We start from the raw sequence: 23,973 nt of genomic DNA on the forward strand, positions 1-23,973 counted from the left end.
TAGTCGGTCCTGGCCCTTCTTGCGCGCGACGATCCTGTCGACAGGTATCTTTTACTTGGTAGGGCGCACAGGTTCGGGATGCGGGTGCATCACCGCCCTTTGGCGTTCTTCCTGGAGGAACTTCATGATGATCGGGGCGACGGCCTCGGCCCGGGTGATCAGGAACAGGTGGCCATCATCGATGATGTGCAACTGGGCATTGGGTATGCGCCAGGCCAGCATGCGCATGTTGATCAGGGGAATCAGCGGGTCGTCATCGCCGGCCAGCACCAGGGTCGGCTGATGGATCTTGTGCAGCCAGTGAATGCTGGTCCAGCCCAGGCCCGCGAACAGCTGCCAGTAGTAGCCGAGCTTGCCGGCCGAGCGCACCTTGGCTGCGTGTTCCGCTGCCAGGCTCGGGTCGCGGCGGAAGGAGCCGCCATAGATCAGCGGCGCGATGCGCATCACATGGGAGGGCTGCACGTAGCGCCGTGGGCTGGCCATCATCCACAGCACCTTGGGTTTGCCCGGGACCATGAACGCCCCGGCCGCGGTGGCGGCCAGCACCAGCTTCTTGCAGCGCTCGGGGTAGTCGTAGGCGAACTGCTGGGCCAGCGCGCCGCCCCAGGACACACCCACTGCATTGACCTGGCCGTAGTCCAGGTAGTCGAGCATCCGCGCGGTCAGCTTGGCCAGCCCGGGAAAGCGGTAGGGCCGGCTCGGCGTGGAGGAGCCGCCGACACCGGGGACATCGAAGGCGATCACCTCGAGGTCCGGATCCAGGGCCTGGACAAAGGGAAACACCAGCTCCAGGTTGGCGCCGATGCCGTTGAAGATCAGCAGCGGCGTCAAGTGCGGCTTGCCTGGGCGTACCGCGGTGCGGATGGTCTGGCCATCCAGGTCGACGGTGCGGAATATGAATGAGTGTGGCATGCCGTAGCCCTGTGAATTAAACCGTCGCAGCCGCCATCCCGGGCGTCCTGCGGATTTCCTGAGGCCGAGCCTCTTGTCAAGAATAGGGCTTGACGGAGCCTCCTGGCGCCGCCGTGTCGATGGCCGGGGCTCAGCGCTCGTGGACGTAGGTCCCGGGCGCCGCCTCGGCGGCTGCGTACTTCTTGTTACCCAGGCTGGTGGGCGCCGGCTTCAGGTCACCTGAGCGTTCCGCCTGCCAGGCCTGCCAATGCAGCCACCAGGAATCGGTGTGCTTGATCGAGTTTTCCTGCCACTGGTCGGGGCAGGCCGGAATGTCGGTGCTGGTCATGTAGCGCGCCTTGGGGTTGCCAGGCGGGTTGAGGATGCTCTGGATATGGCCGCTGCTGGAGAGCACGAACTCGACGTTGCCGCCAAACAGCTGCGCCGACTTGTAGCAGGACTTCCACGGGGTGATGTGGTCGTTGGTGCCGGCCAGGGAGAAGATATCGGCGGTCACCTGCTTGAGGTCGATCGGCGTGCCGCACACTTCCAGTGCATTGGCGCGCACCAGCGGGTTGTTCTTGAACATTTCGATCAGGTCGCCGTGGAAGGCGGCGGGCAGGCGGGTGGTGTCGTTGTTCCAGAACAGGATGTCGAACACCGGCGGCTCGTTGCCCAGCAGGTAGTTGTTGACCCAGTAGTTCCAGATCAGGTCGTTGGGGCGCATCCAGGCGAACACCTTGGCCATGTCGCGGCCTTCCAGGACTCCGGCCTGATAGGAGTGGCGCTTGGCCGCTTCCAGGGTCTGCTCGTCGACGAACAGCGCTACCTGGGTGTCCAGGGTGGTGTCGAGTACGCTGACCAGCAGGGTCAGGGCGTTGACCTTCTTCTGCCCCAGCGCCGCGTAGTGGCCCAGCAGCGCGGTGCAGGTGATGCCGCCGGAGCAGGCACCGAGCATGTTCACGTCCTTGCTGCCGGTGATCGCGGTCACTACATCGACCGCTTCTTTCAGGGCTTCGATGTAGGTGGACAGGCCCCATTCGCGCTGGGCCTTGGTGGGGTTGCGCCAGCTGACGATAAAGGTCTGCACGTTGTTGCGCAGGCAGAAGCGCGCCAGGCTCTTGTCCGGGCTGAGGTCGAAGACATAGAACTTGTTGATCTGCGGTGGCACCACCAGCAGCGGGCGCTCATGCACCTGCTCGGTGATCGGCCGGTACTGGATCAGCTCCAGCACGTCATTGCGAAACACCACCGCGCCTTCACTGGTGCCCAGGTTCTTGCCCACTTCGAAGGCGTCCATGTTGACCTGGCTGGGCATGCCGCCGTTGTGCACCAGGTCCTTGGCCAGATGGGACAGACCGTCCAGCAGGCTCTTGCCGCCGGTTTCGAAGAAGCGCTTTACCGCTGCGGGGTTGGCCGCGCTGTTGGTCGGGGCCATGGCTTCGGTCATCAGGTTGATCACGAAGTGGCCGCGGCTGATGTCCTGCTCGGACAGGCTGCTGTCGTCGATCCAGTCGTGGAGTTCCTTGCGCCACGCCAGGTAGGTTTGCAGGTAGCGTCTGTACAACGGGTTCTGGCTCCACGCGGGGTCGTTGAAGCGACGGTCGTCGCTCTCCGGCTGCAGGGTGGATTTGCCGAACATCACGTTCTTAAGTTCGATGCCGAAATGGGCGACGTGCTTGACGCTGTGGATGGGTTGTTTGATGGCCTGGGCAAGCACCATTCGAGCGGAAGTAAGCAGGTCCTTTCTACGCAAGCCAATGACCGGATTGAGCCCCAGGGTGTTTTCCGAGGCTTGGCGTTTCAGGTCATCGTTATTCTTGTTACTCATCTACGACGCTCCATTGTCCTGAGACGAGTACCGGACCTGCTGTGCAGTCACACAGCACGATGCCAGGTACTACTGCTCGGGTGACCGTTGATTGCGCACCGCTGCTTTTTTGTTCCTAAAGCTCTGCAGGGAACTTGCCAGCTCCATTGGTTACCCGAGTTTAATTTTTTCCGCAAGCAGGCCATTCATTGGCCATACAGCCAAGCATTCAAACAGATGAAATTAGAAAATGCCCTCTAAACCATCGGAGCCTTGAGCTAGAGCATCAGCTTGACGATGGACTCGTTCGGATCGCGGGATTTTCCGGCAGCCTTGAGCTCCGCCAGATAGTCGTTCCACAGCTCGTCCTGGCGCAGCGCCAGTTGGTAGAGGTAGTCCCAGGTGAACAATCCGCTGTCATGACCGTCGTCGAAGGTCAATTTCAGTGCGTACTGGCCCGCCGGTTCAACCTTGGTCAGGCCGACGCCGAGCTTGCCGAATTGCAGGATGGGTTTGCCGTGGCCCTGGACCTCGGCGGAGGGGGAATGCACCCGCAGGAGTTCTGCAGGCAGGTGATAGACCTCGTCCGGCCCGTAAGTCAGGGTCAGGGTTTTCGAGGCTTTGTGCAGGTTGATACCGGTGGGAAGTTTGCTCATGACCTGTAGTCCTTCCGGCAGGAGCCGGCTTGCCGGCGATCGGGGGAGGCCCTATCGCTGGCAAGCCAGTCCCTGCATGGGTGGCGAAGGTTTACAGGATATAACGGGAAAGGTCTTCGTTCTGCGCCAATTCGCCCAGGTGGCTGTTGACGTAGGCGGCGTCGATGCGGATCGGCTCTTCGCTGTGGGCGCTGGCCAGGTCACCGGCACTGAACGACACCTCTTCCAGCAGGCGCTCGAGCAGGGTGTGCAGGCGACGGGCACCGATGTTCTCGGTCTTCTCGTTGACCTGCCAGGCGATTTCCGCCAGGCGCTTGATGCCTTCGGGCAGGAACTCGATGTTCAGGCCTTCAGTCTTCAGCAGCTCGCGATATTGCTCGGTCAGCGAAGCGTGCGGCTCGCTGAGGATGCGCTCGAAGTCTTCCGGCGACAGCGCCTTGAGTTCCACGCGGATCGGCAGACGGCCTTGCAGCTCCGGTACCAGGTCGCTGGGCTTGCTCAGGTGGAAGGCACCGGAGGCAATGAACAGGATGTGGTCGGTCTTGACCATGCCCAGCTTGGTGTTGACGGTGCAGCCTTCGATCAGCGGCAGCAGGTCACGCTGCACGCCCTCGCGGGAGACGTCCACACCGCCGGCGTTGCCGCGCTTGGCCACCTTGTCGATCTCGTCGATGAACACGATGCCGTGCTGCTCGACGGCTTCCAGGGCCTTGGCCTTGAGTTCTTCGTCGTTGACCAGGCGGCTGGCTTCTTCGTCGCGTACCAGTTTCAGCGCTTCCTTGACCTTGAGCTTGCGGTTCTTGCGCTTGCCCTTGCCCATGTTGGCGAACAGGCTCTGCAGCTGGTTGGTCATTTCTTCCATGCCCGGTGGCGCGGAAATGTCGACGCCTGCAGCTTCCGCCACTTCGATCTCGATTTCCTTGTCATCCAGCTGGCCTTCGCGCAGGCGCTTGCGGAACAGCTGGCGGGTATTGGAGTCCTGGGCCGGAGCCGCGTCGTCGCTGTTGAAACCGGTGCGTGCCTGGGGCAGCAGGGCATCGAGGATGCGTTCTTCGGCGGCGTCTTCGGCGCGATGGCGAACTCGGATCATTTCCTGTTCGCGGAACATCTTGATCGCCGCGTCGGCCAGGTCGCGGATGATGGATTCAACGTCGCGGCCCACATAGCCGACTTCGGTGAACTTGGTGGCCTCGACCTTGATGAAGGGCGCATTGGCCAGCTTGGCCAGGCGGCGGGCGATCTCGGTCTTGCCGACGCCGGTCGGGCCGATCATCAGGATGTTCTTGGGGGTCACTTCAACGCGCAGCTCGGCCGGCAGTTGCATGCGGCGCCAGCGGTTGCGCAGGGCGATAGCGACGGCGCGCTTGGCATCGTCCTGGCCGATGATATGGCGATTGAGTTCGTGGACGATTTCGCGGGGTGTCATGGACATAGTAGTTGGCGGTCCTCAAGCAAGAATGAATGCCGTGGCGCAAGCGCCGCAACAGGCTTATTCCGCGAGATCCTGCTCCTCGATGGTTTGAGTGTGGTTGGTGAATACACAGATGTCGCCGGCGATGCCGAGTGCGGTCTCGACGATTTCACGGGCCGACAGGTCGGTCTTTTTCAGCAGGGCGCTGGCAGCGGCCTGGGCGTAGGCGCCACCGGAACCCATGGCGATCAGCCCGTCCTCGGGTTCAACCACGTCGCCATTGCCGGTGATGATCAAGGACGCATCCTTGTTGGCCACGGCCAGCATGGCTTCCAGGCGGCTCAGGGAGCGATCGGTGCGCCATTCCTTGGCCAGCTCTACGGCGGCACGGACCAGATGGCCCTGGTGTTTCTCCAGTTGGCCTTCAAAGCGCTCGAACAGGGTGAAGGCGTCGGCGGTGGCCCCGGCAAAGCCGGCGATGACCTGGCCGTGATAGAGGCGGCGGACTTTTTTCGCGTTGCCTTTCATCACGGTGTTGCCGAGAGAAACCTGGCCGTCGCCGCCCATGACGACTTTGCCGTGGCGGCGGACTGAAACGATGGTGGTCAAGGGGGGAGTCTCCACACAGCGGGGCGAAAGTGCCCTGATGGAAACTCATATGGGGGTGGTCGGGCGTTTTTCAACCGGAGGCTGCAGCGAGGGACCGGCGGTCATTGTTGCATGCTGCAAGCGCTTCGCGGGCAGGCCCGCTCCTACGGGGGGCCATGTAGGAGTGGGCTTGCCCGCGATCAATCGCGTAGCGGTCGGCTTAGCGGCTCTGGCGCTGTTGTAACAGCAGGTTGCTGAAGCCGGCGCCGGCCAGTTGTTTCTGCGCCACGGTCAGCTGTTCGCGGTTGCTGAACGGGCCTACCAATACCCGGTACCAGGTTTCATCCTTCACCGTGCCGGATTCCACCGAGACCGACTGGCCCAGCAGGATGATCTGCGCCCGGACCTTGTCGGCATCGGCTTCCTTGCGGAACGAACCGGCCTGGAGGAAGAACTTGGTCACCGGCGCCGCCTTGGCCACGGGTGGCGCTGGTGGCGGGGTGATCCCGGCCAGGGCTGCCTGGGCACGGGCGGTGTCGATCTTGGCCGCTTCCGCCGGGGTTACCGGGGTGGTCGGCACCGGCGGCACCTGTGGCGTCGGCAGGGTTTTTTCCGGCACCGCTTCCGGCGGCACGATGACCTCCGATTCCGGCAGCAGGGTGTAGAAGTCGTATTTCGGCTTCACCGGTTGCTGGGGGCTCGGCGGGGTCTTGTTGGCCTCGGCGATCTTGGTGGCTTTCTGCTGTTCGATCTTCTCGCGCTTGACGCTGTCACCGCCCTTGCCGGGCTCGAGCTTCATCAGGAACACGATGAAGGCACCGATGGTCAGGCCGATGGCCAGCCACAACCAGCCCGGAATCGGCTTCTTGGCCGGGGCCTGGTAACGGCTGGCGCCACGCTTGGGTGCAGGTTTTTTCTTGGCAGCCAACTTACATTTGCTCCAGGACTTTGAGGCCCAGCAGTTCCAGACCTTGCTTGAGGGTGCGCCGGGTCAGCTCGGTGAGGCGCAGACGGCTGTGCATCTGGGTCGGCGTCTCGGCTGCCAGGATCGGGCAGTTTTCATAGAAGCTGGAGAACAGCCCGGCCACGTCGTACAGGTAGGTGCAGAGGATGTGTGGCGTGCCCTTCTCGGCGACGTTGTTGAGAATCTCGCCGAACTGCGCCAGCTTGGCCGCCAGCTCCAGTTCCTGGGCCGCGTGCAGTTCGATCTGCCCGCCGACTTCGCTGAAGTCCTTGCCCAGCTTGCGGAACACACCGGCGGCGCGGGTGTAGGCGTACAGCAGGTACGGCGCGGTGTTGCCTTCGAAGTTGAGCATCAGGTCGAAGTTGAAGCTGTAGTCGCTGGTGCGGTGCTTGGACAGGTCGGCGTACTTCACCGAGTCGATGCCCACCACCTTGGCGATGCTGCGCAGGTCGGCTTCCGGCAGTTGCGGGTTCTTTTCCTTCACCAGGGCGTAGGCACGTTCTTCGGCTTCGGTCAGCAGGTCGATGAGCTTCACGGTGCCGCCGTCGCGGGTCTTGAACGGACGGCCGTCGGCGCCGTTCATGGTGCCGAAGCCCATGTGCTCCATTTCCATCGGATGGGTCACGAAACCGGCCTTGCGGGCCACGGCGAACACTTGCTGGAAGTGCAGGGCCTGGCGCTGGTCGACGAAGTACAGGGCGCGATCGGCCTTGAGCTTGCCGCTGCGGTAGCGCACGGCCGCCAGGTCGGTGGTGGCGTACAGGTAGCCGCCGTCAGCCTTGACGATGATCACCGGCAGCGGCTCGCCTTCGGCGTTCTTGAACTCGTCGAGGAACACGCACTGGGCGCCGTTGCTCTCCACCAGCAGGCCCTGGGCCTTGAGGTCGTTGACCACGTTGATCAGGTCGTCGTTGTAGGCGCTCTCGCCCATCACGTCGGCCATGGTCAGCTTGACGTTGAGCAGCTCGTAGATCTTCTGGCAGTGGGACAGGGAGATGTCCTTGAACTTGGTCCACAGCTCCAGGCAGTCCGGGTCGCCGGCCTGCAGCTTGACCACCAGGCCGCGGGCGCGGTCGGCGAAGGCTTCGGACTCGTCGAAGCGCTGCTTGGCGGCGCGGTAGAAGTTCTCCAGGTCCGACAGCTCGTCACTGGTGATGGGGTTTTCTTCCAAGTAGGCCATCAGCATGCCGAACTGGGTGCCCCAGTCGCCCACGTGGTTCTGGCGGATCACGGTGTCGCCGAGGAACTCCAGGACCCGGGCCACGCCGTCGCCAATGATGGTGGAGCGCAGGTGGCCAACGTGCATTTCCTTGGCCAGGTTGGGCGCCGACATGTCGATCACGGTGCGCTGCGCCGGGCCGGCCTTGCGTACGCCCAGGTGGGCGTCGCCAAGAGCGGCGTCCAGGCGCGCGGCCAGGGCCTGGGTGTTCTGGAAGAAGTTGATGAAGCCGGGGCCGGCGATTTCCGCCTTGCTCAGGTCTTCATGGGCCGGCAGGGCGGCGATGATTTTCTCCGCCAGGTCGCGCGGCTTCATGCCGGCCGGCTTGGCCAGCATCATGGCGATGTTGCTGGCGAAGTCGCCGTGGGTCTTGTCGCGGGTGTTTTCGACCTGGATCGCCGGCGTCAGGCCTTCTGGCAACACACCTTCGGTGACGAGTTGGGTGATGGCTTGCTGGATGAGCTGGCGAATGGTGTCTTTCATGGTCTTCTCTTTCGACCGCTGGTGCGGCGGCGCTTCGGTGCGCAGGTGGAAAAACTGGGCATTATCCGTTGCTGGAACGGGCTTGCCAACTATAGAGGACTGCTTGGGGATCGATGGCGGCATTCGATTGCCTTCGCCGGCAAGCCGGCTCTTGCAGGTTTGATGCTGCCCATTGTAGGAGCGGGCTTGCCCGCGAAAGCACGACCTCGATCAATACAGATCCACGGGATCCACATCCAGCGACCAGCGGACCTGCCGCCCGCTGGGCATCTGTTCCAGCACCAGCAGCCAACTGCTGAGCAAACGATGCAAGGGCGCTCTGGCATTGGCCTGCAGCAGCAATTGCGCGCGATAACGTCCGGCGCGCCGCTCCATCGGAGCCGGCACCGGGCCCAATAGTTCGATGCCCCCCAGGTTCTGTTCCGCCAGCAGGCGCTCGGCCTCGCTGCAGGCTTCATCGAGGAACCCCTCGGCCTGGCCCGGTTTGTGGGCTTCGGCCCGCAGCAGCGCCAGGTGGGCGAAAGGTGGCAGGCCGGCGGCGCGGCGCTCGCTCAGGGCCTGTTCGGCGAAGGCGAAGTAGCCCTGCTCGGTCAACTGCACCAGCAACGGGTGGTCGGCGAGGTGGGTCTGGATGATCACCTTGCCCGGCTCTTCGGCCCGGCCGGCCCGCCCGGCGACCTGGACAATCAGTTGCGCCATGCGCTCGCTGGCGCGGAAGTCGCCGGAGAACAGGCCGCCATCGGCATCGAGGATCGACACCAGGGTCACCCGGGGAAAGTGATGACCCTTGGCCAGCATCTGGGTGCCCACGAGGATGCACGGCTGGCCTTTCTGGATAGTGGCGAACAGCTGGTTCATCGCATCCTTGCGCGAGGTGCTGTCGCGGTCCACCCGCAGCACCGGGTAGTCGGGAAACAAGATGCCCAGGCGCTCTTCCGCCCGCTCGGTGCCGGCGCCCACGGGGCGCAGGTCGACCTTGCCGCATTGCGGGCAATGGCGCGGAACCCGCTCCACATGGCCGCAGTGGTGGCAGCGCAGCTCGCCGGAACGCTGGTGCACGGTCATGCGTGCATCGCAGCGCTGGCATTCGGACATCCAGCCGCAGTCGTGGCAGAGCAGGGTCGGGGCGAAGCCGCGGCGGTTGAGGAACACCAGGACCTGCTGGCCGGCGGCCAGGGTCTGGCCGATGGCTTGCTGCATGGGGCCGGAAATGCCGCTGTCCAGCGGGCGGCTCTTCACGTCCAGGCGCAGGAAACGCGGCTGCTTGGCGCCGCCGGCCCGCTCGTTCAGGCGCAGCAGGCCGTATCGGCCGGTGTAGGCGTTGTGCAGGCTTTCCAGGGACGGCGTGGCCGAGCCCAGGACGATGGGAATGTTTTCCTGGCGCGCACGCACCAGAGCCAGGTCGCGGGCGTGGTAACGCAGGCCTTCCTGCTGTTTATAGGACCCGTCGTGCTCCTCGTCGATGATGATCAGGCCAGGGTTCTTCATCGGCGTGAACAGGGCCGAGCGGGTGCCGATGATGATGTCGGCCTCGCCGTCCCGGGCAGCCAGCCAGGCGTCCAGGCGTTCGCGGTCATTGACCGCCGAGTGCAGCAGGGCGATGCGGGCGTTGAAGCGTTGCTCGAAGCGCGCCAGGGTCTGCGGGCCGAGGTTGATCTCCGGAATCAGCACCAGGGCCTGCTTGCCGGCTTCCAGGGTTTCGCGGATCAGTTGCAGGTAGACCTCGGTCTTGCCGCTCCCGGTGACCCCGGCCAGGAGAAACGCGTGATAGCTGTCGAACCCGGCGCGGATGGCTTCATAGGCGGCGCGCTGCTCGCTGTTGAGCGGCAGTTCGGGCTGGGCCAGCCAGTGTTCGTGGCGCACGCCCGGCGCGTGCTTGCGCACCTCCACCTGCACCAGGTCCTTGGCCCGCAGCAGGTCGAGGCTGTCCTTGCTCAGCATCAACTTGCTCAGCAGGGTATGTGGCACGCCGTGTGGGTGCTGGGCCAGGGTTGCCAGGGCTTCGCGCTGGCGTGGGGCGCGAGCGATGCGCGGGTCGTCGAGCCGGGCCCCGGGGGCTATCGACCAGAAACGCTCCTGGCGGGCCTCGGCCAGCTCGCCCTGGCGCAACAGCACTGGCAATGCCCAGCTCAGGGTGTCTCCCAGGCTGTGCTGGTAGTACTGGGCGGTCCACAGGCACAGCTTGAACAGGGCCGGCGGTAGCGGAGGCGTGGGATCCAGCAGGGCCAGGGCCGGCTTGAGTTTTTCCGCCGGGACCTCGCTGTGATCCGCCACCTCCACCAGGATGCCGATCATTTCCCGGCGGCCGAATGGCACCCGCAGGCGCATGCCGGGGTGCAACTGGGCACGCAGCACCCCGGCCGGAGCACGGTAGTCGAACAGGCGGCGCAGAGGCGAGGGCAGGGCGAGGCGCAGGATGGCGTCGGGCACGCGGGACAATCTCGTTGAGCAGAGGGTAAATAGGCCCCGGAGCCTAACAGAGCAGCGGTGGAGTGTCCTGTATAAGCGTGCGTGGCCCCTGTACCTGCGGGGTCTGCCCGGGCATGGAGCCGGTTTTTCAGTTCAGGGGGTGGCAAAGCCTGGGCTGTCAAGGTTGCACCGGCTTTTTCTGATGGGCTGCACTCAGGATCGCTTGCGCGTTTGACGCGGTCTGGTAGAATTCGCGCCCTAATTCGTGCGGTATTCAACAATAGTGTTGGGTGGCGGCACGCTAGCCTGAGGAATACACCATGAAAGCCGATATCCATCCAGTATACGAAGCCATTACCGCTACCTGCAGCTGCGGTAACGTCATCGAAACTCGCTCCACCCTGGCCAAGCCTCTGAGCCTGGACGTGTGCAACGAGTGCCACCCGTTCTACACCGGCAAGCAAAAGACTCTGGACGTTGGCGGTCGTGTCGACAAGTTCAAGTCGCGCTTCGGTGCTTTCGGCGCAACGAAGAAGGCCTGAGGCTGATCGTTCTGGAAAGCCGATACCGACTTTCCTCGCTGATGAAAAAGGCGTCCCTAGTGGGCGCCTTTTTTGTGGGCGCGATTTGGCTGACAGCGGCCGAGGCGTTTTGCCCGGCGCCCAAGGGGCTGTTGCCGGCAACGGTGCTCCGGGTGGTGGACGGCGACACCCTGCACCTCAAGGATGGCCGCAGGTTGCGCATGATCGGCCTCAATGCCCCGGAGCTGGCGGGCAAGGGGCGCCCTGCCGAGCCCTTCGCCGAGGCGGCGCGGCAGCGCCTGCGACAACTGGTGGCACAGAGTGGTGGGCGGGTCGGCCTGCTGCCGGGGCGTGAAAGGCAGGATCGCTACGGTCGTGTCCTGGCCCATGTCTATGGCGTCACTGGTATCAACTTCGAAGCCCGGTTGATCGCGGAAGGCTTGGCCTATCGGATTGCCGTGCTGCCAAACGTCGCCCTGGCGAGCTGCCAGAAGGCTGCCGAGAACCATGCGCGCCGAGCCGGGCTGGGGCTTTGGCGACGTTCACCTGTACTCAAGGCGCAGCAGATCCATCGCGCGGGCTTTGCCCTGTTCGAAGGGCGAGTGAGCAGGGTGCAGCGCAATCGCGGTGGTCTTTGGATCACATTGCAGGGGCAGGTTGTATTGCGCATTGCACCCAATGTCCTGCGGCGCTTCGATCGTCGGCTGCTCAGTCGCCTTTCGGGGCGCCGGATCGAGGCTCGCGGCTGGGTTGTCGATCGCTCGCGTCAGCCTGGCCGGCAATCTGCACATCCACGCTGGATGTTGTCCGTGACTGACCCTTCCATGCTCGGACTTATCTGATAAAGAAAAATTGTAGACATTTTTTTAATGGATTGTGAACAGTTGAAAGCCTTGTACCCCGCGGCTCTTGGCCCAAAGTCGTACGCTAGGGGCCTTGACAGGGGTGACTGGGCAGTCTTGTGGGGACTATGCGACACGAGTATCCTCGGCGGTCCGTCTGTCCAACAGCAAAAAGCGGAATGCCCACATGTCTGATTTGAAAACTGCCGCTCTCGAATACCATGCCAATCCTCGTCCAGGAAAGCTGAGTGTCGAGCTCACCAAGGCCACTGCTACCGCTCGTGATCTGGCGTTGGCCTACAGCCCCGGCGTAGCCGAGCCGGTACGCGAAATCGCTCGCGATCCGGAACTGGCCTACAAGTACACCGGCAAAGGCAACCTGGTTGCCGTCATTTCCGATGGCACCGCGATTCTCGGCCTGGGTAACCTCGGCCCACTGGCCTCCAAGCCAGTGATGGAAGGCAAGGGCGTGCTGTTCAAGCGTTTCGCCGGCATCGATGTATTCGACATCGAAGTCGACTCCGAAAGCCCGCAGGCTTTCATCGACACCGTCAAGCGCATTTCCATCACCTTCGGTGGCATCAACCTGGAAGACATCAAGGCACCCGAGTGCTTTGAGATCGAGCGCGCTCTGATCGAGCAGTGCGACATTCCGGTGTTCCACGATGACCAGCACGGCACCGCGATCGTTACCGCCGCCGGCATGATCAACGCCCTGGAAATCGCTGGCAAAACCCTGGCCGACGCCAAGATCGTCTGCCTGGGTGCCGGTGCTGCCGCCATCTCCTGCATGAAGTTGCTGGTGAGCATGGGTGCACAGATCGAAAACATCTTCATGGTCGACCGTACCGGCGTGATCCACTCCGGCCGCGATGACCTGAACCAGTACAAGGCGGTGTTCGCCCACGCCACTGACAAGCGCACCCTGGCCGACGCCCTGCAAGGCGCCGACGTGTTCGTCGGTCTGTCCGGCCCGAACCTGCTGAGTGCTGAAGGCCTGAAATCCATGGCGCCGAACCCGATCGTGTTCGCCTGCTCCAACCCTGATCCGGAAATCGCCCCGGAACTGGCGCACGCCACCCGCGACGACGTGATCATGGCTACCGGCCGTTCGGACTACCCGAACCAGGTGAACAACGTCCTGGGCTTCCCGTTCATCTTCCGTGGTGCCCTGGACGTACGCGCCAAGCGCATCAACGAAGAAATGAAGATCGCCGCGGCCAACGCCCTGCGTGACCTGGCCAAGCTGCCGGTTCCTCAGGAAGTGTGCGACGCCTACGGTGGCATCAAGCTGGAATTCGGCCGTGAGTACATCATTCCCAAGCCAATGGATGCCCGCCTGATCACCGTGATCTCCGATGCCGTGGCCAAGGCCGCCATCGAGACCGGCGTGGCTACCCTGCCGTACCCGAAGAACTACCCGCTCAAGAGCGTGGATGATGTGTTCAACGGTTAAGCGTTCGTAGCGTCATGCAAAAAGCCCCGGCTCGCGAGAGCCGGGGCTTTTTTGTGGGCGCTTGCCCGCTGTAGGAGCGGGCAAGCCGGCGAAGGTTGCCGCGTTCGCGGCTCCCCTGGCGCTAGAACAGATCGATCGGCGCCGCTTCGTCCGCCGGCAGCGGGCTGCCTGGTACGGCGCCATTGCCCAGTTCATTGACCGAGGGCGGAGTGTCTTCGCTCTTGAACAGTTCGAAGTAGGCATTGGGCGTGCCGGGTGTGGCGGCGCGGCCGCTGACCGGGTCTACCCGCAGGCTGAGAATGCCTTCTGGCTCTGGCTGGGTGTGTGGCGGCTTGTCCTTGAGGGCGGCGCCCATGAAGCTCATCCAGATCGGCAGTGCCACGGTGCCGCCGTATTCGCGGCGCCCGAGGCTTTCCGGCTGGTCGAAACCGGTCCATACGGTGGTCACGTAGTCGGCGTTGTAGCCGGAGAACCAGGCATCCTTGGACTCGTTGGTGGTACCGGTCTTGCCCGCCAGGTCGGTACGGCCCAAGGCCAGTGCGCGGCGTCCGGTACCCAGCTTGATCACGTCCTGGAGCATGCTGTTGAGGATGTAGGTGGTACGGCCATCGATGATCCGCTCGGCAACCGCCGGGGCTTGCGTCGCTGCCGGAGCTGAGGTTTCACCGGCCACGTTGTTGATCGTGAAGTTGTGCTCAGGGGCGGCGATGCCGCTGGTGGCCGTATTGCCGGTGGGGGCGCTTGGCGGGTTGGCGCTGAACAGCAGCTCGCCGTTGCGGCTTTCGATCTTGTCGATGATGTACGGGGTGATCTTGTAGCCGCCGTTGGCAAAGGTGCTCCAGCCGGTGGCGATTTCCATCGGCGTCAGGGTTGCGGTACCCAGGGCCAGGGACAGGTTGCGCGGCAGGTCCTGCTTGTTGAAGCCGAACTTGCTGATGTAGTCGATGGTGCGGTCCACGCCCATGCTCTGCAGCAGGCGGATCGACACCAGGTTGCGCGACTTGTACAGCGCCTCGCGCATGCGGATCGGGCCGAGGAAGGTGTTGGTGTCGTTCTTCGGGCGCCAGACCTTGTCCAGGTATTCGTCGACGAACACGATAGGTGCGTCGTTCACCAGGCTGGCCGGGGTGTAGCCGTTATCCAGGGCGGCGCTATAGATGAACGGCTTGAAGCTGGAGCCGGGCTGGCGCTTGGCCTGCATCGCACGGTTGTAGTTGCTCTGCTCGAAGGCGAAGCCGCCCACCAGGGCGCGGATCGCACCGTTCTGCGGGTCCAGCGTCACCAGGGCGCCCTGGGCGACCGGGATCTGGCTGAACTTCAACGAGTTGTCCGCCTGGCGCTGCACGCGGATCAGGTCGCCGACCTGGGCCACGTCCGCCGGTTGGCGCGGGACCGGGCCCATGCTGTTGGTATTGAGGAACGGCCGGGCCCATTTCATGCTGTCCCAGGCCACATGTTCTTCGCCGTTGCGGGTCAGCACCTGGAGGCCATTCTTCTCTACCAGGGTGACGATCGCCGGTTCCAGGCCGCTGATGGTCCGCTGCTTGGTCAGTTCGCTGGCCCAGGCCGCCTGGGTCTTGCCTGGCAGGCGCGATTCCGGGCCGCGATAGCCGTGGCGCTGGTCGTAGGTCATCAGGCCTTCATGGACCGCGGTGTTGGCCATTTCCTGCAGATCGCTGGGCACCGTGGTGGTGACCCGGAAACCTTCGGTGTAGGCATCGCTGCCATAGCGGCCGACCATTTCGGCCCGGGCCATCTCGGCGATGTACGGGGCGTTCACTTCCGGAGTCGGTACGTGATAGCTGGCGTTCAACGGTTCGTTGATTGCCTCGGTATAGGCCGCTTCGGTGATCTTGCCGAGCTTGTACATGCGCCCCAGGATCCAGTCGCGACGTTCCTTGCTGCGTGCCGGGTTGGCCAGGGGGTTGAAGCGCGAAGGCGCCTTGGGCAGGCCGGCGATCATCGCCATCTGCGCCAGGCTCACGTCACGGATGGACTTGCCGTAATACACCTGGGCCGCTGCCTCGATTCCGTAGGCACGGTTGCCCAGGTAGATCTTGTTGACGTACAGCTCGAGGATCTCGTCCTTGGTCAGCTGCCGTTCGATCTGCAGAGCCAGGAGGATCTCGGTGGTCTTGCGCGAGAAGCTGCGCTCGCTGGTCAGGAAGAAGTTCTTCGCCACTTGCATGGTGATGGTGCTGCCGCCGGACTGGATGTGTCCGCTCTTGACCAGCTGGGTTGCGGCACGCATCAGGCTGCTGGGGTCAACCCCGTAATGGTTAGCGAAGTTGTCGTCTTCAGCACTTAGTAACGCATTGATGAAGTTGGGCGGAATGTCGGCGAAACGTATGGGGGTACGGCGCATTTCACCGAATTCAGCGATCAGTTTGCCGTCGCTGCTGTACACCCGCAGGGGAATCTGCAACTGGATGCTTCTCAGGGCCTCAACCGACGGCAAGCCGGGACTAAGATAGAGAAACGCACCGGAGAGGGCGAGGAGGAGCCCGCAGAACACCGCGACGATGGACCACCCGAAAAACTTCAGCAGACGAATCAAGGCTTTTGGATTTCCAGAGAAAGGAATGAATTAGGCGTCAGGGCATTCACGGACATCAGGGGCCGGCCCACGCAGCAGGTAAAAGCGGAAAAAAACGCTGGGCATTATAAGCATTTTCCGCCGAGAGCGTCATTTGCCCGTCTGTCAAGACGTGACCATTGAACGCAATGCAGCTTAAGCAGTCCGTAAGTCACGGATAGTCATAGGGAATTGGTCGTGCTTGGACTCTTCAGCAAAAAGCCGAGTTCCCTTATGGGGATCGATATCAATGCGACATCGATCACGCTTCTGGCCCTGGGGCGCCAGGGGCAGGGGTACCGGGTCGAGGCCTACGCCAGGGAGCCCCTGGCGCCCAATACTGTGCTTGACCAACACATTGCCGACCCCGAGGCCCTGGCCGCGGCCCTGTCCCGCGCCTGGCTCAAGACGGGCAGCCGGCTCAAGGGGGCGGCGGTAGCGGTGGCCGGCGAGGCGGTGATCAGCAAACTGATCGAGATGCCGGCGGGCCTGCACACCGACGAACTGGAGCAGCAGGTCCGGCTGGAAGCCGGCCAGTACATTCCCTATCCCCTGGAAGACGTGGCCCTGGATTTTGAAGTGCAGGGGCCGGTGCCCGGTAATCCGCAGCGGGTTCAGGTGCTGCTGGTAGCCTGTCGCAACGAGCGGGTAGAAGCTCTGGAAACGGTATTGGGCCTGGCCGGCCTGACAGCCCGGGTGGTGGATACCCAGCCCCTGGCTCTGGAGCGCTGCCTGTTGCTGCTGGCGGCGCACCTGCCGCTGGCGACTCCTGGCGCCGTGGCGTTGCTGGATATAGGCCCGGCCCTCAGCCGTTTCAGCGTCCTGCACGGCCAGCGAGTGATCTATAGCCGTGAGCAGCTTTTCGGTAGCGGGCTGCTGATGGAAGCGCTCCAGCGTCGATACGGGCTGACACTGGAGCAGGCATTGCTGGCGCAGAGCCAGGGCCGTTTGCCACAGGGTTGCGCCGAAGAGTTGCTGCAACCCTTCGAGCAGGAGGTGCTGCAACAGGTCAGCCGTTCCCTGCAGCAGTTCGCCACCTCGCCTCAGCAACAGCCCCTGGTGCAACTGCTGCTGGCCGGAGACGGTAGCGGCCTGGCCGGCCTGGAGCGGCGGGTGGAGGGCGAGACAGGCATCGATACGTCGCTGGCCAATCCTTTCCGGGCCATGCCGATGGGGTCTCGAGTCGACCCCCAGGTATTGAATGAACAGGCGCCGAACCTGCTCCTGGCCTGTGGCCTGGCCCTGCGAGGGTTCGACTGATGGCGCGGATCAACCTGTTGCCCTGGCGCGAGGCCTCGCGCGAACTGAGGCGTCGACGTTTCCTGCAGATGCTGGCGATGATGGTCGTGCTCGGGGCCGGGGTCATTCTGTTGGCCGACGCCTATATAAGCCGGGTGATCGAGCGCCAGCATTTGCGCAACCAGTATCTGGGCCAGGCGACGGCACGCCTGGATGAGCAGATCGCCAGCATCCAGGGGCTCAAGGCGCAACGACAGCAGTTGCTCGAACGCATGGGCATCATCGAAGAGCTGCAGGGCAACCGCTCCAACAGTGTGCGGATTTTTCAGCAGTTGGCCCGCAGCCTGCCTGATGGCGTGTACTTCACCGAGGTGGATCTGCAGGGGCAGAACCTTGGAATCAGCGGTGCAGCCGAGTCAAACAACAGGGTGTCCGACCTGATGCGCAATCTGCAGGCTGCCGAGGGTTTTGCTGCCCCCAGCCTGACCGAGGTGAAGAACGCGGTGGACGCCCAGCAAGGGCTGAACAACCTGTTCCGGCTGAATGTCGGGCAGACGCCCGGACCAACCGGGGAGCTTCGGCAATGACCCCCCGACAATGGCTGGCAGAGTTGCGGCGTATCGATCTGCGGGAGTTGGAGCTGGCCAACCTGGGCTCCTGGCCCGGGCCGGCCAGGAGTCTGGTGGCGGCCCTGCTTCTGCTGCTGGTTCTGCTAGTGGGCTACGGCTTTTACCTGAGCCCGCACCTGGAGCAACTGGAGCGCCAGCGCCAGGAGGAAACTCGTCTCCGGCAGGAGTTTGCCGGCAAGGCGCGCCAGGGAGCCAATTTGCCGCGCTACCAGGAGCAGTTGGTCGTCATACGCAACAGCTTCGACCTGCTGTTGCGTCAGTTGCCCAGCGACACCGAGGTCCCCGGCCTGTTGGAGGACATCAGTCGCGTGGGGCTGGGCAGTGGCCTGGCCTTCGAGGAAATCAGGCTGCAACCGGAGGTGGCCAGGCAGTTCTACGTCGAGTTGCCGATCCAGATTACTGTCACCGGGGCCTATCACGACCTGGCGAGCTTCGTCAGTGGCGTCGCCGGCCTGCCGCGCATCGTCACCTTGCATGATTTTCGCATTCAGCCTGTGGCGGTGGGCAATCCGGCGCTGTTGCGCATGAGCATCGAGGCGCGCACCTACAGGTACGACGCTCCGGAGCCGCACTCATGAGGCGCCTGCGCTGGGCGGTGCTTGGCTGCCTTTGTGCCGGGCTGTGGGGGTGTGGTGGCGCCGATGACGACTTTGCCGACCTGGACGCCTACATGAACCAGATGCGCCTGCAAGCGCCCGGGCCGATTGAACCAATGCCGGTAATCCGGTCTTACCCCTCGTTCACCTATGACGCCAGTGCATTGCGTAGTCCGTTCCAGCCGCCGCAAAGGCTTGACCTGGCGGCCCGTCGGCAAGGGGCCAGTGCGGTCCGGCCCGACCCGCAGCGAGCCCGGCAATACCTGGAGGGGTTCGATATCGAGCAGTTGCAAATGGTCGGGACCCTGTCCAACGCCTCCGGGAGCTTTGCCCTGTTGCGCGGCGCAGGTGGCATCCACCGCTTGCAGGTGGGCGACTACCTGGGGCGCAACGAAGGCCGGGTTGTGACCATCAGCGAATCGCAGATCGAGGTGGTGGAAATTGTTCCCGATGGAGCGGGAGCCTGGCTGGAGCGGCCGCGAACACTGGCGCTGAAAAAACACTCTTAAGTGGAATCTGGAAAATGAACAGGACTGTTTCAGCCCTCGGTGTAGCGCTATGGATAGCGCTGCAGGCACCGCTGGTCGGCGCCGCCGAGCCCAAGCCCGCTGCTCCGGGGACGGCAGCTCGGGCGCCTGCAAAGCCGCAGGCAGTGGCCGGGTCGATACGCGGCGTGGATTTTCAGCGCGGCGAGGAGGGCGAAGGCAATGTGCTGATCGACCTGTCCGACCCGCGCATCGCTGTCGATGTCCAGCGGCGCGAGGGCCGGATCGTCCTCGATTTTGCCCGTACCCAATTGCCCGAGGCGCTGCGGGTTCGCCTGGACGTCAAGGATTTCGCCACCTCGGTGCAGTACATCACTGCGGATACGGCTGCCGGGCGTACCACCGTCACCCTGGAGCCCAAGGGCGCCTTCGACTATTCCACCTTCCAGACCGACAACCGCCTGACGGTCAGTGTCCGCCCCCTGGCCGAGACCAGCAGCAGGGCGGCTGCGGCCCGACCTGCCTACAAGGGGGAAAAGCTCTCGCTGAACTTTCAGGACATCGAGGTGCGCTCGGTGCTGCAACTGATCGCCGATTTCACGGGCCTCAACCTGGTGGCCAGCGACACGGTGCAGGGCGGCATCACCCTGCGCTTGCAGAACGTGCCCTGGGATCAGGCCCTGGATCTGGTGCTACGGACCAAGGGCCTTGATTCACGCAAGATCGGCAATGTGCTGCTGGTGGCTCCGGCGGATGAGATTGCCGCCCGGGAGCGTCAGGAGCTGGAGTCACAGAAGCAGTTGGAGGACCTGGCGCCGTTGCGTCGGGAGCTGTTGCAGGTCAACTACGCCAAGGCGGCGGACATCGCCAAGCTGTTCCAGTCGGTGACCCGTGCCGAGGAAAAAGCCGATGAGCGTGGCTCGATCACCGTGGATGAGCGCACCAACAGCATCATTGCCTACCAGAGCCAGGAGCGCCTCGACGAACTTCGGCGCATCGTCGCCCAACTGGATGTTCCGGTGCGCCAGGTGATGATCGAAGCACGCATCGTCGAGGCCAACGTTGACTACGACAAGAGCCTGGGCGTGCGCTGGGGCGGCTCGGTGCAGAACCAGGGCAACTGGAGCGCCAGCGGGGTGCAGAACGCTGCCAGCAGTTCCAGCAGCATCGGCGCTCCGGGCAGCGGCGGCAGCAACTCGCCCTTTGTCGATCTGGGGGCTAGCGCCCATACCTCGGGCATCGGTATCGCCTACATCACCGACAACGTGCTGCTGGACCTGGAGTTGACCGCCATGGAGAAGACCGGCAACGGCGAGATCGTTTCCCAGCCCAAGGTGGTCACCTCCGACAAGGAAACCGCAAAGATCCTCAAGGGCACCGAGATCCCCTACCAGGAAGCCAGTTCCAGCGGCGCTACCTCGGTGTCCTTCAAGGAGGCGTCGCTGTCGCTTGAAGTGACGCCGCAGATCACCCCGGACAACCGCATCATCATGGAGGTCAAGGTCACCAAGGATGAGCCTGACTACCTGAACAAGGTCCAGGATGTACCGCCGATCAAGAAGAACGAGGTCAATGCCAAGGTACTGGTCAACGACGGGGCGACCATCGTCATCGGCGGGGTTTTCTCGAATACCCAGAGCAAGGTTGTAGATAAAGTGCCATTTCTTGGCGATGTGCCGTATCTTGGCCGCCTTTTCCGGCGTGACGTGGTGTCGGAGAAAAAATCCGAGCTGCTGGTATTTCTCACTCCGCGTATCATGAACAACCAGGCGATTGCTGTGAGTCGTTGATTCTGTGCGAAATTTGATTCTTGTTGGGCCGATGGGGGCTGGAAAAAGCACCATCGGTCGCTTACTGGCCAAAGAGCTGCGCCTGCCATTCAAAGATTCCGATAAGGAAATTGAACTGCGTACAGGCGCGAATATCCCGTGGATCTTCGATAAGGAAGGCGAACCGGGCTTTCGTGATCGCGAACAGGCGATGATCGCCGAGCTCTGTGGCACTGACGGCGTGGTCCTGGCCACTGGCGGTGGTGCAGTGATGCGCGAGGCCAATCGTCGGGCGCTGCACGCTGGCGGACGAGTGGTCTATCTGCACGCCTCGGTCGAGCAACAGGTGGGGCGCACCGCCCGGGACCGCAATCGTCCCCTGCTGCGCACCGCCGATCCGGCCAAGACCCTGCGCGACCTGCTGGAAATCCGCGACCCGCTTTATCGGGAAATCGCCGATCTGGTGGTGGAAACCGATGAGCGGCCGCCACGAATGGTGGTGCTGGACATACTGGAGCGCCTGCAGCAGCTGCCACCCCGTTAATGCGTCGAGCGAAATGCGCTATTCTCGGCGTCGCGCCAGACCGCCAAGGTGTGGCGCAGAGCTATCGGGCCGCGTCAGAAGACCAGACGAGGCCCATCGTCAATGCAGGGCACAATGCCTGCTTCCATCTTCACTGTGGGGACACATGCAGACACTTAAGGTCGATCTAGGCGAGCGCAGCTACCCGATTCACATTGGTGAAGGTCTGTTGGACCAGCCCGAGCTGCTGGTGCCGCATATCGCCGGGCGGCAAGTGGCGATCATTTCCAATGAGACCGTCGCGCCGCTTTACCTTGAGCGTCTGACCCGCAGCCTGGGGCAGTTCTCGGTGATCTCGGTGGTCCTGCCCGATGGCGAGGCCTACAAGAACTGGGAAACCCTGCAGTTGATCTTCGATGGCCTGCTCACTGCGCGCCACGATCGACGCACTACCATCATCGCCCTCGGTGGCGGCGTGATCGGTGATATGGCCGGCTTTGCCGCGGCCTGCTACCAGCGGGGCGTGGATTTCATCCAGATTCCTACCACCCTCCTGTCCCAGGTGGACTCTTCGGTCGGTGGCAAGACCGGTATCAACCACCCGCTGGGCAAGAACATGGTCGGCGCCTTCTACCAGCCCAACGTGGTGCTGATCGATACCACCAGCCTTAACACCCTGCCCAGCCGCGAGCTGTCGGCCGGTCTGGCGGAAGTGATCAAGTACGGCCTGATCTGCGACGAGCCCTTCCTCACCTGGCTGGAAGAGAACGTCGACCGCCTGCGGGCCCTGGACCAGCAGGCCCTGACTTACGCCATCGAGCGCTCCTGTGCGGCCAAGGCCGCGGTAGTGGGTGCCGACGAACGTGAATCGGGAGTGCGGGCCACCCTCAACCTGGGGCATACCTTCGGCCACGCCATCGAAACCCACATGGGGTACGGTGTGTGGCTGCATGGGGAGGCGGTGGCTGCTGGCACCGTAATGGCCCTGGAAATGTCCGCGCGCCTGGGCTGGATCACCAGCCAGGAGCGTGACCGCGGTATTCGCCTGTTCCAGCGCGCGGGCTTGCCGGTCATCCCGCCAGAGGAAATGAGCGAAGCGGATTTTCTCGAACACATGGCAATTGACAAGAAAGTGATCGACGGTCGTTTGCGTCTGGTGCTGTTGCGCCGCATGGGCGAAGCCGTAGTGACCGACGATTATCCGAAAGAGGTTTTACAGGCCACGCTGGGAGCGGACTACCGCGCCCTGGCTCAGCTTAAAGGTTAATAAGATCCCGATGACTAGTTTGCACGCCGACGAGGCTTTCCTCGGCCATTACCAGTTGAGCCACGATCCTTTCGCTCCCCGGGTCCCTGGCTTCAAGTTCTTTCCTGCCCAGCGCAAGCCCGTGCTGGGGCAACTGCATCACCTGGCCCGCTACAGCCAGTTGCTGCTGGTGGTCACCGGGCCTCAGGGCAGCGGCAAGACCCTGCTGCGCCAGGCGCTGGTAGCCAGTACCAACAAGCAATCGGTGCAGAGCGTGGTGGTGTCGGCCCGCGGCGCCGGCGACGCTGCCGGCGTGCTGCGCCAGGTGGCCCAGGCGCTGAACGTGGCCGAGGCTGAAATCGGCGCGATCCTCGCCCAGATAGTGCAGCTGGCCCTGACCGGTCAGGAAGTCTATCTGCTGGTGGATGATGCCGAGCAGCTCGACGAGTCCGCCCTCGAGGCCCTGCTGGCCCTGGCGGCCGGCGCTCCGGAAGGGCGCCCCCATGTGTTCCTGTTCGGCGAGTCGTCGCTGATCGCCGCACTGGACCAGCTCAATACCGAGGAAGAGCGCTTCCACGTCATCGAGTTGCAGCCTTATACCGAAGAGGAAACCCGCGAATATCTGGCCCAGCGGCTTGAAGGTGCGGGGCAGGGCATCGAACTTTTCTCCGCAGATCAGATCAGTGATATTCACGAAGGCTCCGATGGCTGGCCGGGCAACATCAACCAGGTCGCCAGGGATGCAATGATCGAAGCAATGATCGCCAGCCGCTCTGCGGTCAAGCGTCCAAGTATGGGGTTCAACATGCCGAAGAAACACGTATTGGCCATCTCCGCTGTCGTGGTGGTGGCCGTGGCCGCGGCCTGGTTGATGCCGGGCCGCAGCAAGGCTCCAACCACCGGCGCTCCGGCCAATGAGCAAGCGCAACTGCCTTTGGGGCAAACACCGACACCCAATGCCAATGGCAGCCCATCAGTAGAGTTCGCCGGTTCGTCACAGCCAATGCCGCTGCCGTTGGTCGGCCAGTCGCAGCCCGTGATGCGCGGTCCTCTGGCCGAAGCCGCAGGGGGTATCAGTGAGGGTGACGACGGGGTACCGGTTGAAGGCTCCAGCGCCGTTCCACCGACCGTAACCACCACCGCGCCGCCTGCTGGGGCTACGGCTGGCCCGGCGCCGACTCCGGCAGCGCGTCCAACCCCGGCACCGACCCAGGTGGCCACGGCCAAGCCTGCGCCTGCCGCCAAGCCGGCAGAGAAACCAGTGGCAGCCAAGCCTGCTCCGGCCAAGCCGGCCGAGAAGCCGGTCACCGTGGCCAAGGCCGCCGGTGGCAGCTGGTACGCTGGCCAGGCGCCAGGCAACTACGTGGTGCAGATCCTCGGCACCAGCTCGGAAGCCACCGCGCAGAACTTCGTCAAGGAACAGGGCGGCGAATACCGCTACTTCAAGAAAGTCCTCAACGGCAAGCCGCTGTATGTGATCACCTACGGCAACTTCGCAAGCCGCGATGCAGCGGTCAGCGCCATCAAATCCTTGCCAGCGAAGGTTCAGGCTGGTAAACCTTGGCCTCGCACTGTCGCTAGCGTTCAACAAGAACTGGCAACAACTCGCTGAAGATTCGGCGGCCTTACCCAGGCCGCCTCTCCCGGCAACCTCAAATTTC

Annotated in this window: 19 protein-coding genes and 1 pseudogene; 11 read left to right on the forward strand and 9 right to left on the reverse strand. The window is 63.4% G+C overall.

The features are described from left to right. Positions 1-51: 51 nt before the first annotated feature. The 8 genes from phaZ to A9971_RS12735 form a co-directional block, all read right to left on the reverse strand. Positions 52-912: a poly(3-hydroxyalkanoate) depolymerase gene (gene phaZ / locus A9971_RS12700; RefSeq protein WP_011058808.1), complete on the reverse strand. Its 861-nt coding sequence runs from the start codon at positions 910-912 to the stop codon at positions 52-54. A 130-nt stretch (positions 913-1,042) separates the two neighbouring features. Then, the gene (gene phaC, locus A9971_RS12705) at positions 1,043-2,722 is read right to left on the reverse strand and encodes a class II poly(R)-hydroxyalkanoic acid synthase (protein ID WP_077933228.1); all 1,680 of its coding nucleotides are present in this window, start codon (positions 2,720-2,722) and stop codon (positions 1,043-1,045) included. A 257-nt stretch (positions 2,723-2,979) separates the two neighbouring features. After that, the gene (locus A9971_RS12710) at positions 2,980-3,357 is read right to left on the reverse strand and encodes a gamma-butyrobetaine hydroxylase-like domain-containing protein (protein ID WP_011058810.1); all 378 of its coding nucleotides are present in this window, start codon (positions 3,355-3,357) and stop codon (positions 2,980-2,982) included. A 91-nt stretch (positions 3,358-3,448) separates the two neighbouring features. Further along, positions 3,449-4,789 carry an ATP-dependent protease ATPase subunit HslU gene (hslU, locus tag A9971_RS12715; protein WP_077933229.1) on the reverse strand — a complete coding sequence of 447 codons (1,341 nt, stop codon included), beginning with the start codon at positions 4,787-4,789 and terminating at the stop codon, positions 3,449-3,451. Positions 4,790-4,846: 57 nt separating this feature from the next. Further along, complete coding sequence (gene hslV, locus A9971_RS12720; RefSeq protein WP_003186641.1) at positions 4,847-5,377, reverse strand: ATP-dependent protease subunit HslV; 531 nt, start codon at positions 5,375-5,377, stop codon at positions 4,847-4,849. 199 nt (positions 5,378-5,576) lie between these two features. Continuing rightward, on the reverse strand, positions 5,577-6,284 hold the full coding sequence (locus A9971_RS12725; protein ID WP_011058812.1) for an SPOR domain-containing protein: 708 nt from the start codon (positions 6,282-6,284) through the stop codon (positions 5,577-5,579). A 1-nt stretch (position 6,285) separates the two neighbouring features. Continuing rightward, positions 6,286-8,022 carry an arginine--tRNA ligase gene (argS, locus tag A9971_RS12730; protein ID WP_072452088.1) on the reverse strand — a complete coding sequence of 579 codons (1,737 nt, stop codon included), beginning with the start codon at positions 8,020-8,022 and terminating at the stop codon, positions 6,286-6,288. Between the two features lie 210 nt (positions 8,023-8,232). Further along, on the reverse strand, positions 8,233-10,452 hold the full coding sequence (locus A9971_RS12735; RefSeq protein ID WP_041115330.1) for a primosomal protein N': 2,220 nt from the start codon (positions 10,450-10,452) through the stop codon (positions 8,233-8,235). A gap of 299 nt (positions 10,453-10,751) precedes the next feature. Between A9971_RS12735 and rpmE the strand changes: the two genes are divergently transcribed. The 3 genes from rpmE to A9971_RS12750 all read left to right on the forward strand — a co-directional run bounded on the left by rpmE (position 10,752) and on the right by A9971_RS12750 (position 13,250). Next, positions 10,752-10,973, forward strand: a complete 222-nt coding sequence (gene rpmE, locus A9971_RS12740; protein ID WP_011058815.1) for a 50S ribosomal protein L31 — start codon at positions 10,752-10,754, stop codon at positions 10,971-10,973. 41 nt (positions 10,974-11,014) lie between these two features. Beyond that, positions 11,015-11,794, forward strand: coding sequence for a thermonuclease family protein (locus A9971_RS12745; RefSeq protein WP_077933230.1), 780 nt, complete (start codon positions 11,015-11,017; stop codon positions 11,792-11,794). Positions 11,795-11,981: 187 nt separating this feature from the next. After that, complete coding sequence (locus tag A9971_RS12750) at positions 11,982-13,250, forward strand: malic enzyme-like NAD(P)-binding protein (RefSeq protein ID WP_011058817.1); 1,269 nt, start codon at positions 11,982-11,984, stop codon at positions 13,248-13,250. 121 nt (positions 13,251-13,371) lie between these two features. Here A9971_RS12750 and A9971_RS12755 read toward each other — a convergent pair whose 3' ends face one another. Then, on the reverse strand, positions 13,372-15,804 hold the full coding sequence (locus A9971_RS12755; RefSeq protein WP_373365351.1) for a penicillin-binding protein 1A: 2,433 nt from the start codon (positions 15,802-15,804) through the stop codon (positions 13,372-13,374). A 219-nt stretch (positions 15,805-16,023) separates the two neighbouring features. Between A9971_RS12755 and pilM the strand changes: the two genes are divergently transcribed. The 8 genes and pseudogenes from pilM (at position 16,024) to A9971_RS12795 (ending at position 23,924) form a co-directional block, all read left to right on the forward strand. Next, on the forward strand, positions 16,024-17,085 hold the full coding sequence (gene pilM / locus A9971_RS12760) for a type IV pilus assembly protein PilM (protein WP_183000668.1): 1,062 nt from the start codon (positions 16,024-16,026) through the stop codon (positions 17,083-17,085). After that, positions 17,085-17,651, forward strand: a complete 567-nt coding sequence (locus tag A9971_RS12765; protein ID WP_019095185.1) for a PilN domain-containing protein — start codon at positions 17,085-17,087, stop codon at positions 17,649-17,651. The genes pilM and A9971_RS12765 overlap by 1 nt, the downstream gene beginning before the upstream one ends. Further along, entirely contained in the window at positions 17,648-18,271 is a 624-nt protein-coding gene (locus tag A9971_RS12770; RefSeq protein WP_183000669.1) for a type 4a pilus biogenesis protein PilO, read from the forward strand. The genes A9971_RS12765 and A9971_RS12770 overlap by 4 nt, the downstream gene beginning before the upstream one ends. Beyond that, positions 18,268-18,798, forward strand: a complete 531-nt coding sequence (locus tag A9971_RS12775) for a pilus assembly protein PilP (protein ID WP_011058822.1) — start codon at positions 18,268-18,270, stop codon at positions 18,796-18,798. Before A9971_RS12770 ends, A9971_RS12775 begins: the two co-directional genes overlap by 4 nt. A gap of 110 nt (positions 18,799-18,908) precedes the next feature. Then, positions 18,909-20,564: pseudogene (locus tag A9971_RS12780) on the forward strand (type IV pilus secretin PilQ); the annotation flags it as partial. 4 nt (positions 20,565-20,568) lie between these two features. Continuing rightward, complete coding sequence (gene aroK, locus A9971_RS12785; protein ID WP_011058824.1) at positions 20,569-21,087, forward strand: shikimate kinase AroK; 519 nt, start codon at positions 20,569-20,571, stop codon at positions 21,085-21,087. A gap of 145 nt (positions 21,088-21,232) precedes the next feature. Next, positions 21,233-22,333, forward strand: coding sequence for a 3-dehydroquinate synthase (gene aroB, locus A9971_RS12790; protein WP_011058825.1), 1,101 nt, complete (start codon positions 21,233-21,235; stop codon positions 22,331-22,333). Positions 22,334-22,343: 10 nt separating this feature from the next. Then, positions 22,344-23,924 (forward strand): SPOR domain-containing protein, encoded by a 1,581-nt coding sequence (locus A9971_RS12795; protein WP_183000670.1) that lies wholly within the window; start codon positions 22,344-22,346, stop codon positions 23,922-23,924. The last annotated feature ends 49 nt before the right edge of the window (positions 23,925-23,973 follow it).

This window comes from Pseudomonas sp. UME65 (assembly GCF_014170225.1).
GTDB lineage: Bacteria > Pseudomonadota > Gammaproteobacteria > Pseudomonadales > Pseudomonadaceae > Aquipseudomonas > Aquipseudomonas protegens.

Coding starts and splice junctions, on each gene's coding strand:
- phaZ (WP_011058808.1), bottom strand. CDS start 912: ATGCCACACTCATTCATATTCCGCACCGTCGACCTGGATGGCCAGACC.
- phaC (WP_077933228.1), bottom strand. CDS start 2,722: ATGAGTAACAAGAATAACGATGACCTGAAACGCCAAGCCTCGGAAAAC.
- A9971_RS12710 (WP_011058810.1), bottom strand. CDS start 3,357: ATGAGCAAACTTCCCACCGGTATCAACCTGCACAAAGCCTCGAAAACC.
- hslU (WP_077933229.1), bottom strand. CDS start 4,789: ATGTCCATGACACCCCGCGAAATCGTCCACGAACTCAATCGCCATATC.
- argS (WP_072452088.1), bottom strand. CDS start 8,022: ATGAAAGACACCATTCGCCAGCTCATCCAGCAAGCCATCACCCAACTC.
- rpmE (WP_011058815.1), top strand. CDS start 10,752: ATGAAAGCCGATATCCATCCAGTATACGAAGCCATTACCGCTACCTGC.
- A9971_RS12745 (WP_077933230.1), top strand. CDS start 11,015: ATGAAAAAGGCGTCCCTAGTGGGCGCCTTTTTTGTGGGCGCGATTTGG.
- A9971_RS12750 (WP_011058817.1), top strand. CDS start 11,982: ATGTCTGATTTGAAAACTGCCGCTCTCGAATACCATGCCAATCCTCGT.
- A9971_RS12765 (WP_019095185.1), top strand. CDS start 17,085: ATGGCGCGGATCAACCTGTTGCCCTGGCGCGAGGCCTCGCGCGAACTG.
- A9971_RS12770 (WP_183000669.1), top strand. CDS start 17,648: ATGACCCCCCGACAATGGCTGGCAGAGTTGCGGCGTATCGATCTGCGG.
- A9971_RS12775 (WP_011058822.1), top strand. CDS start 18,268: ATGAGGCGCCTGCGCTGGGCGGTGCTTGGCTGCCTTTGTGCCGGGCTG.
- aroB (WP_011058825.1), top strand. CDS start 21,233: ATGCAGACACTTAAGGTCGATCTAGGCGAGCGCAGCTACCCGATTCAC.
- A9971_RS12795 (WP_183000670.1), top strand. CDS start 22,344: ATGACTAGTTTGCACGCCGACGAGGCTTTCCTCGGCCATTACCAGTTG.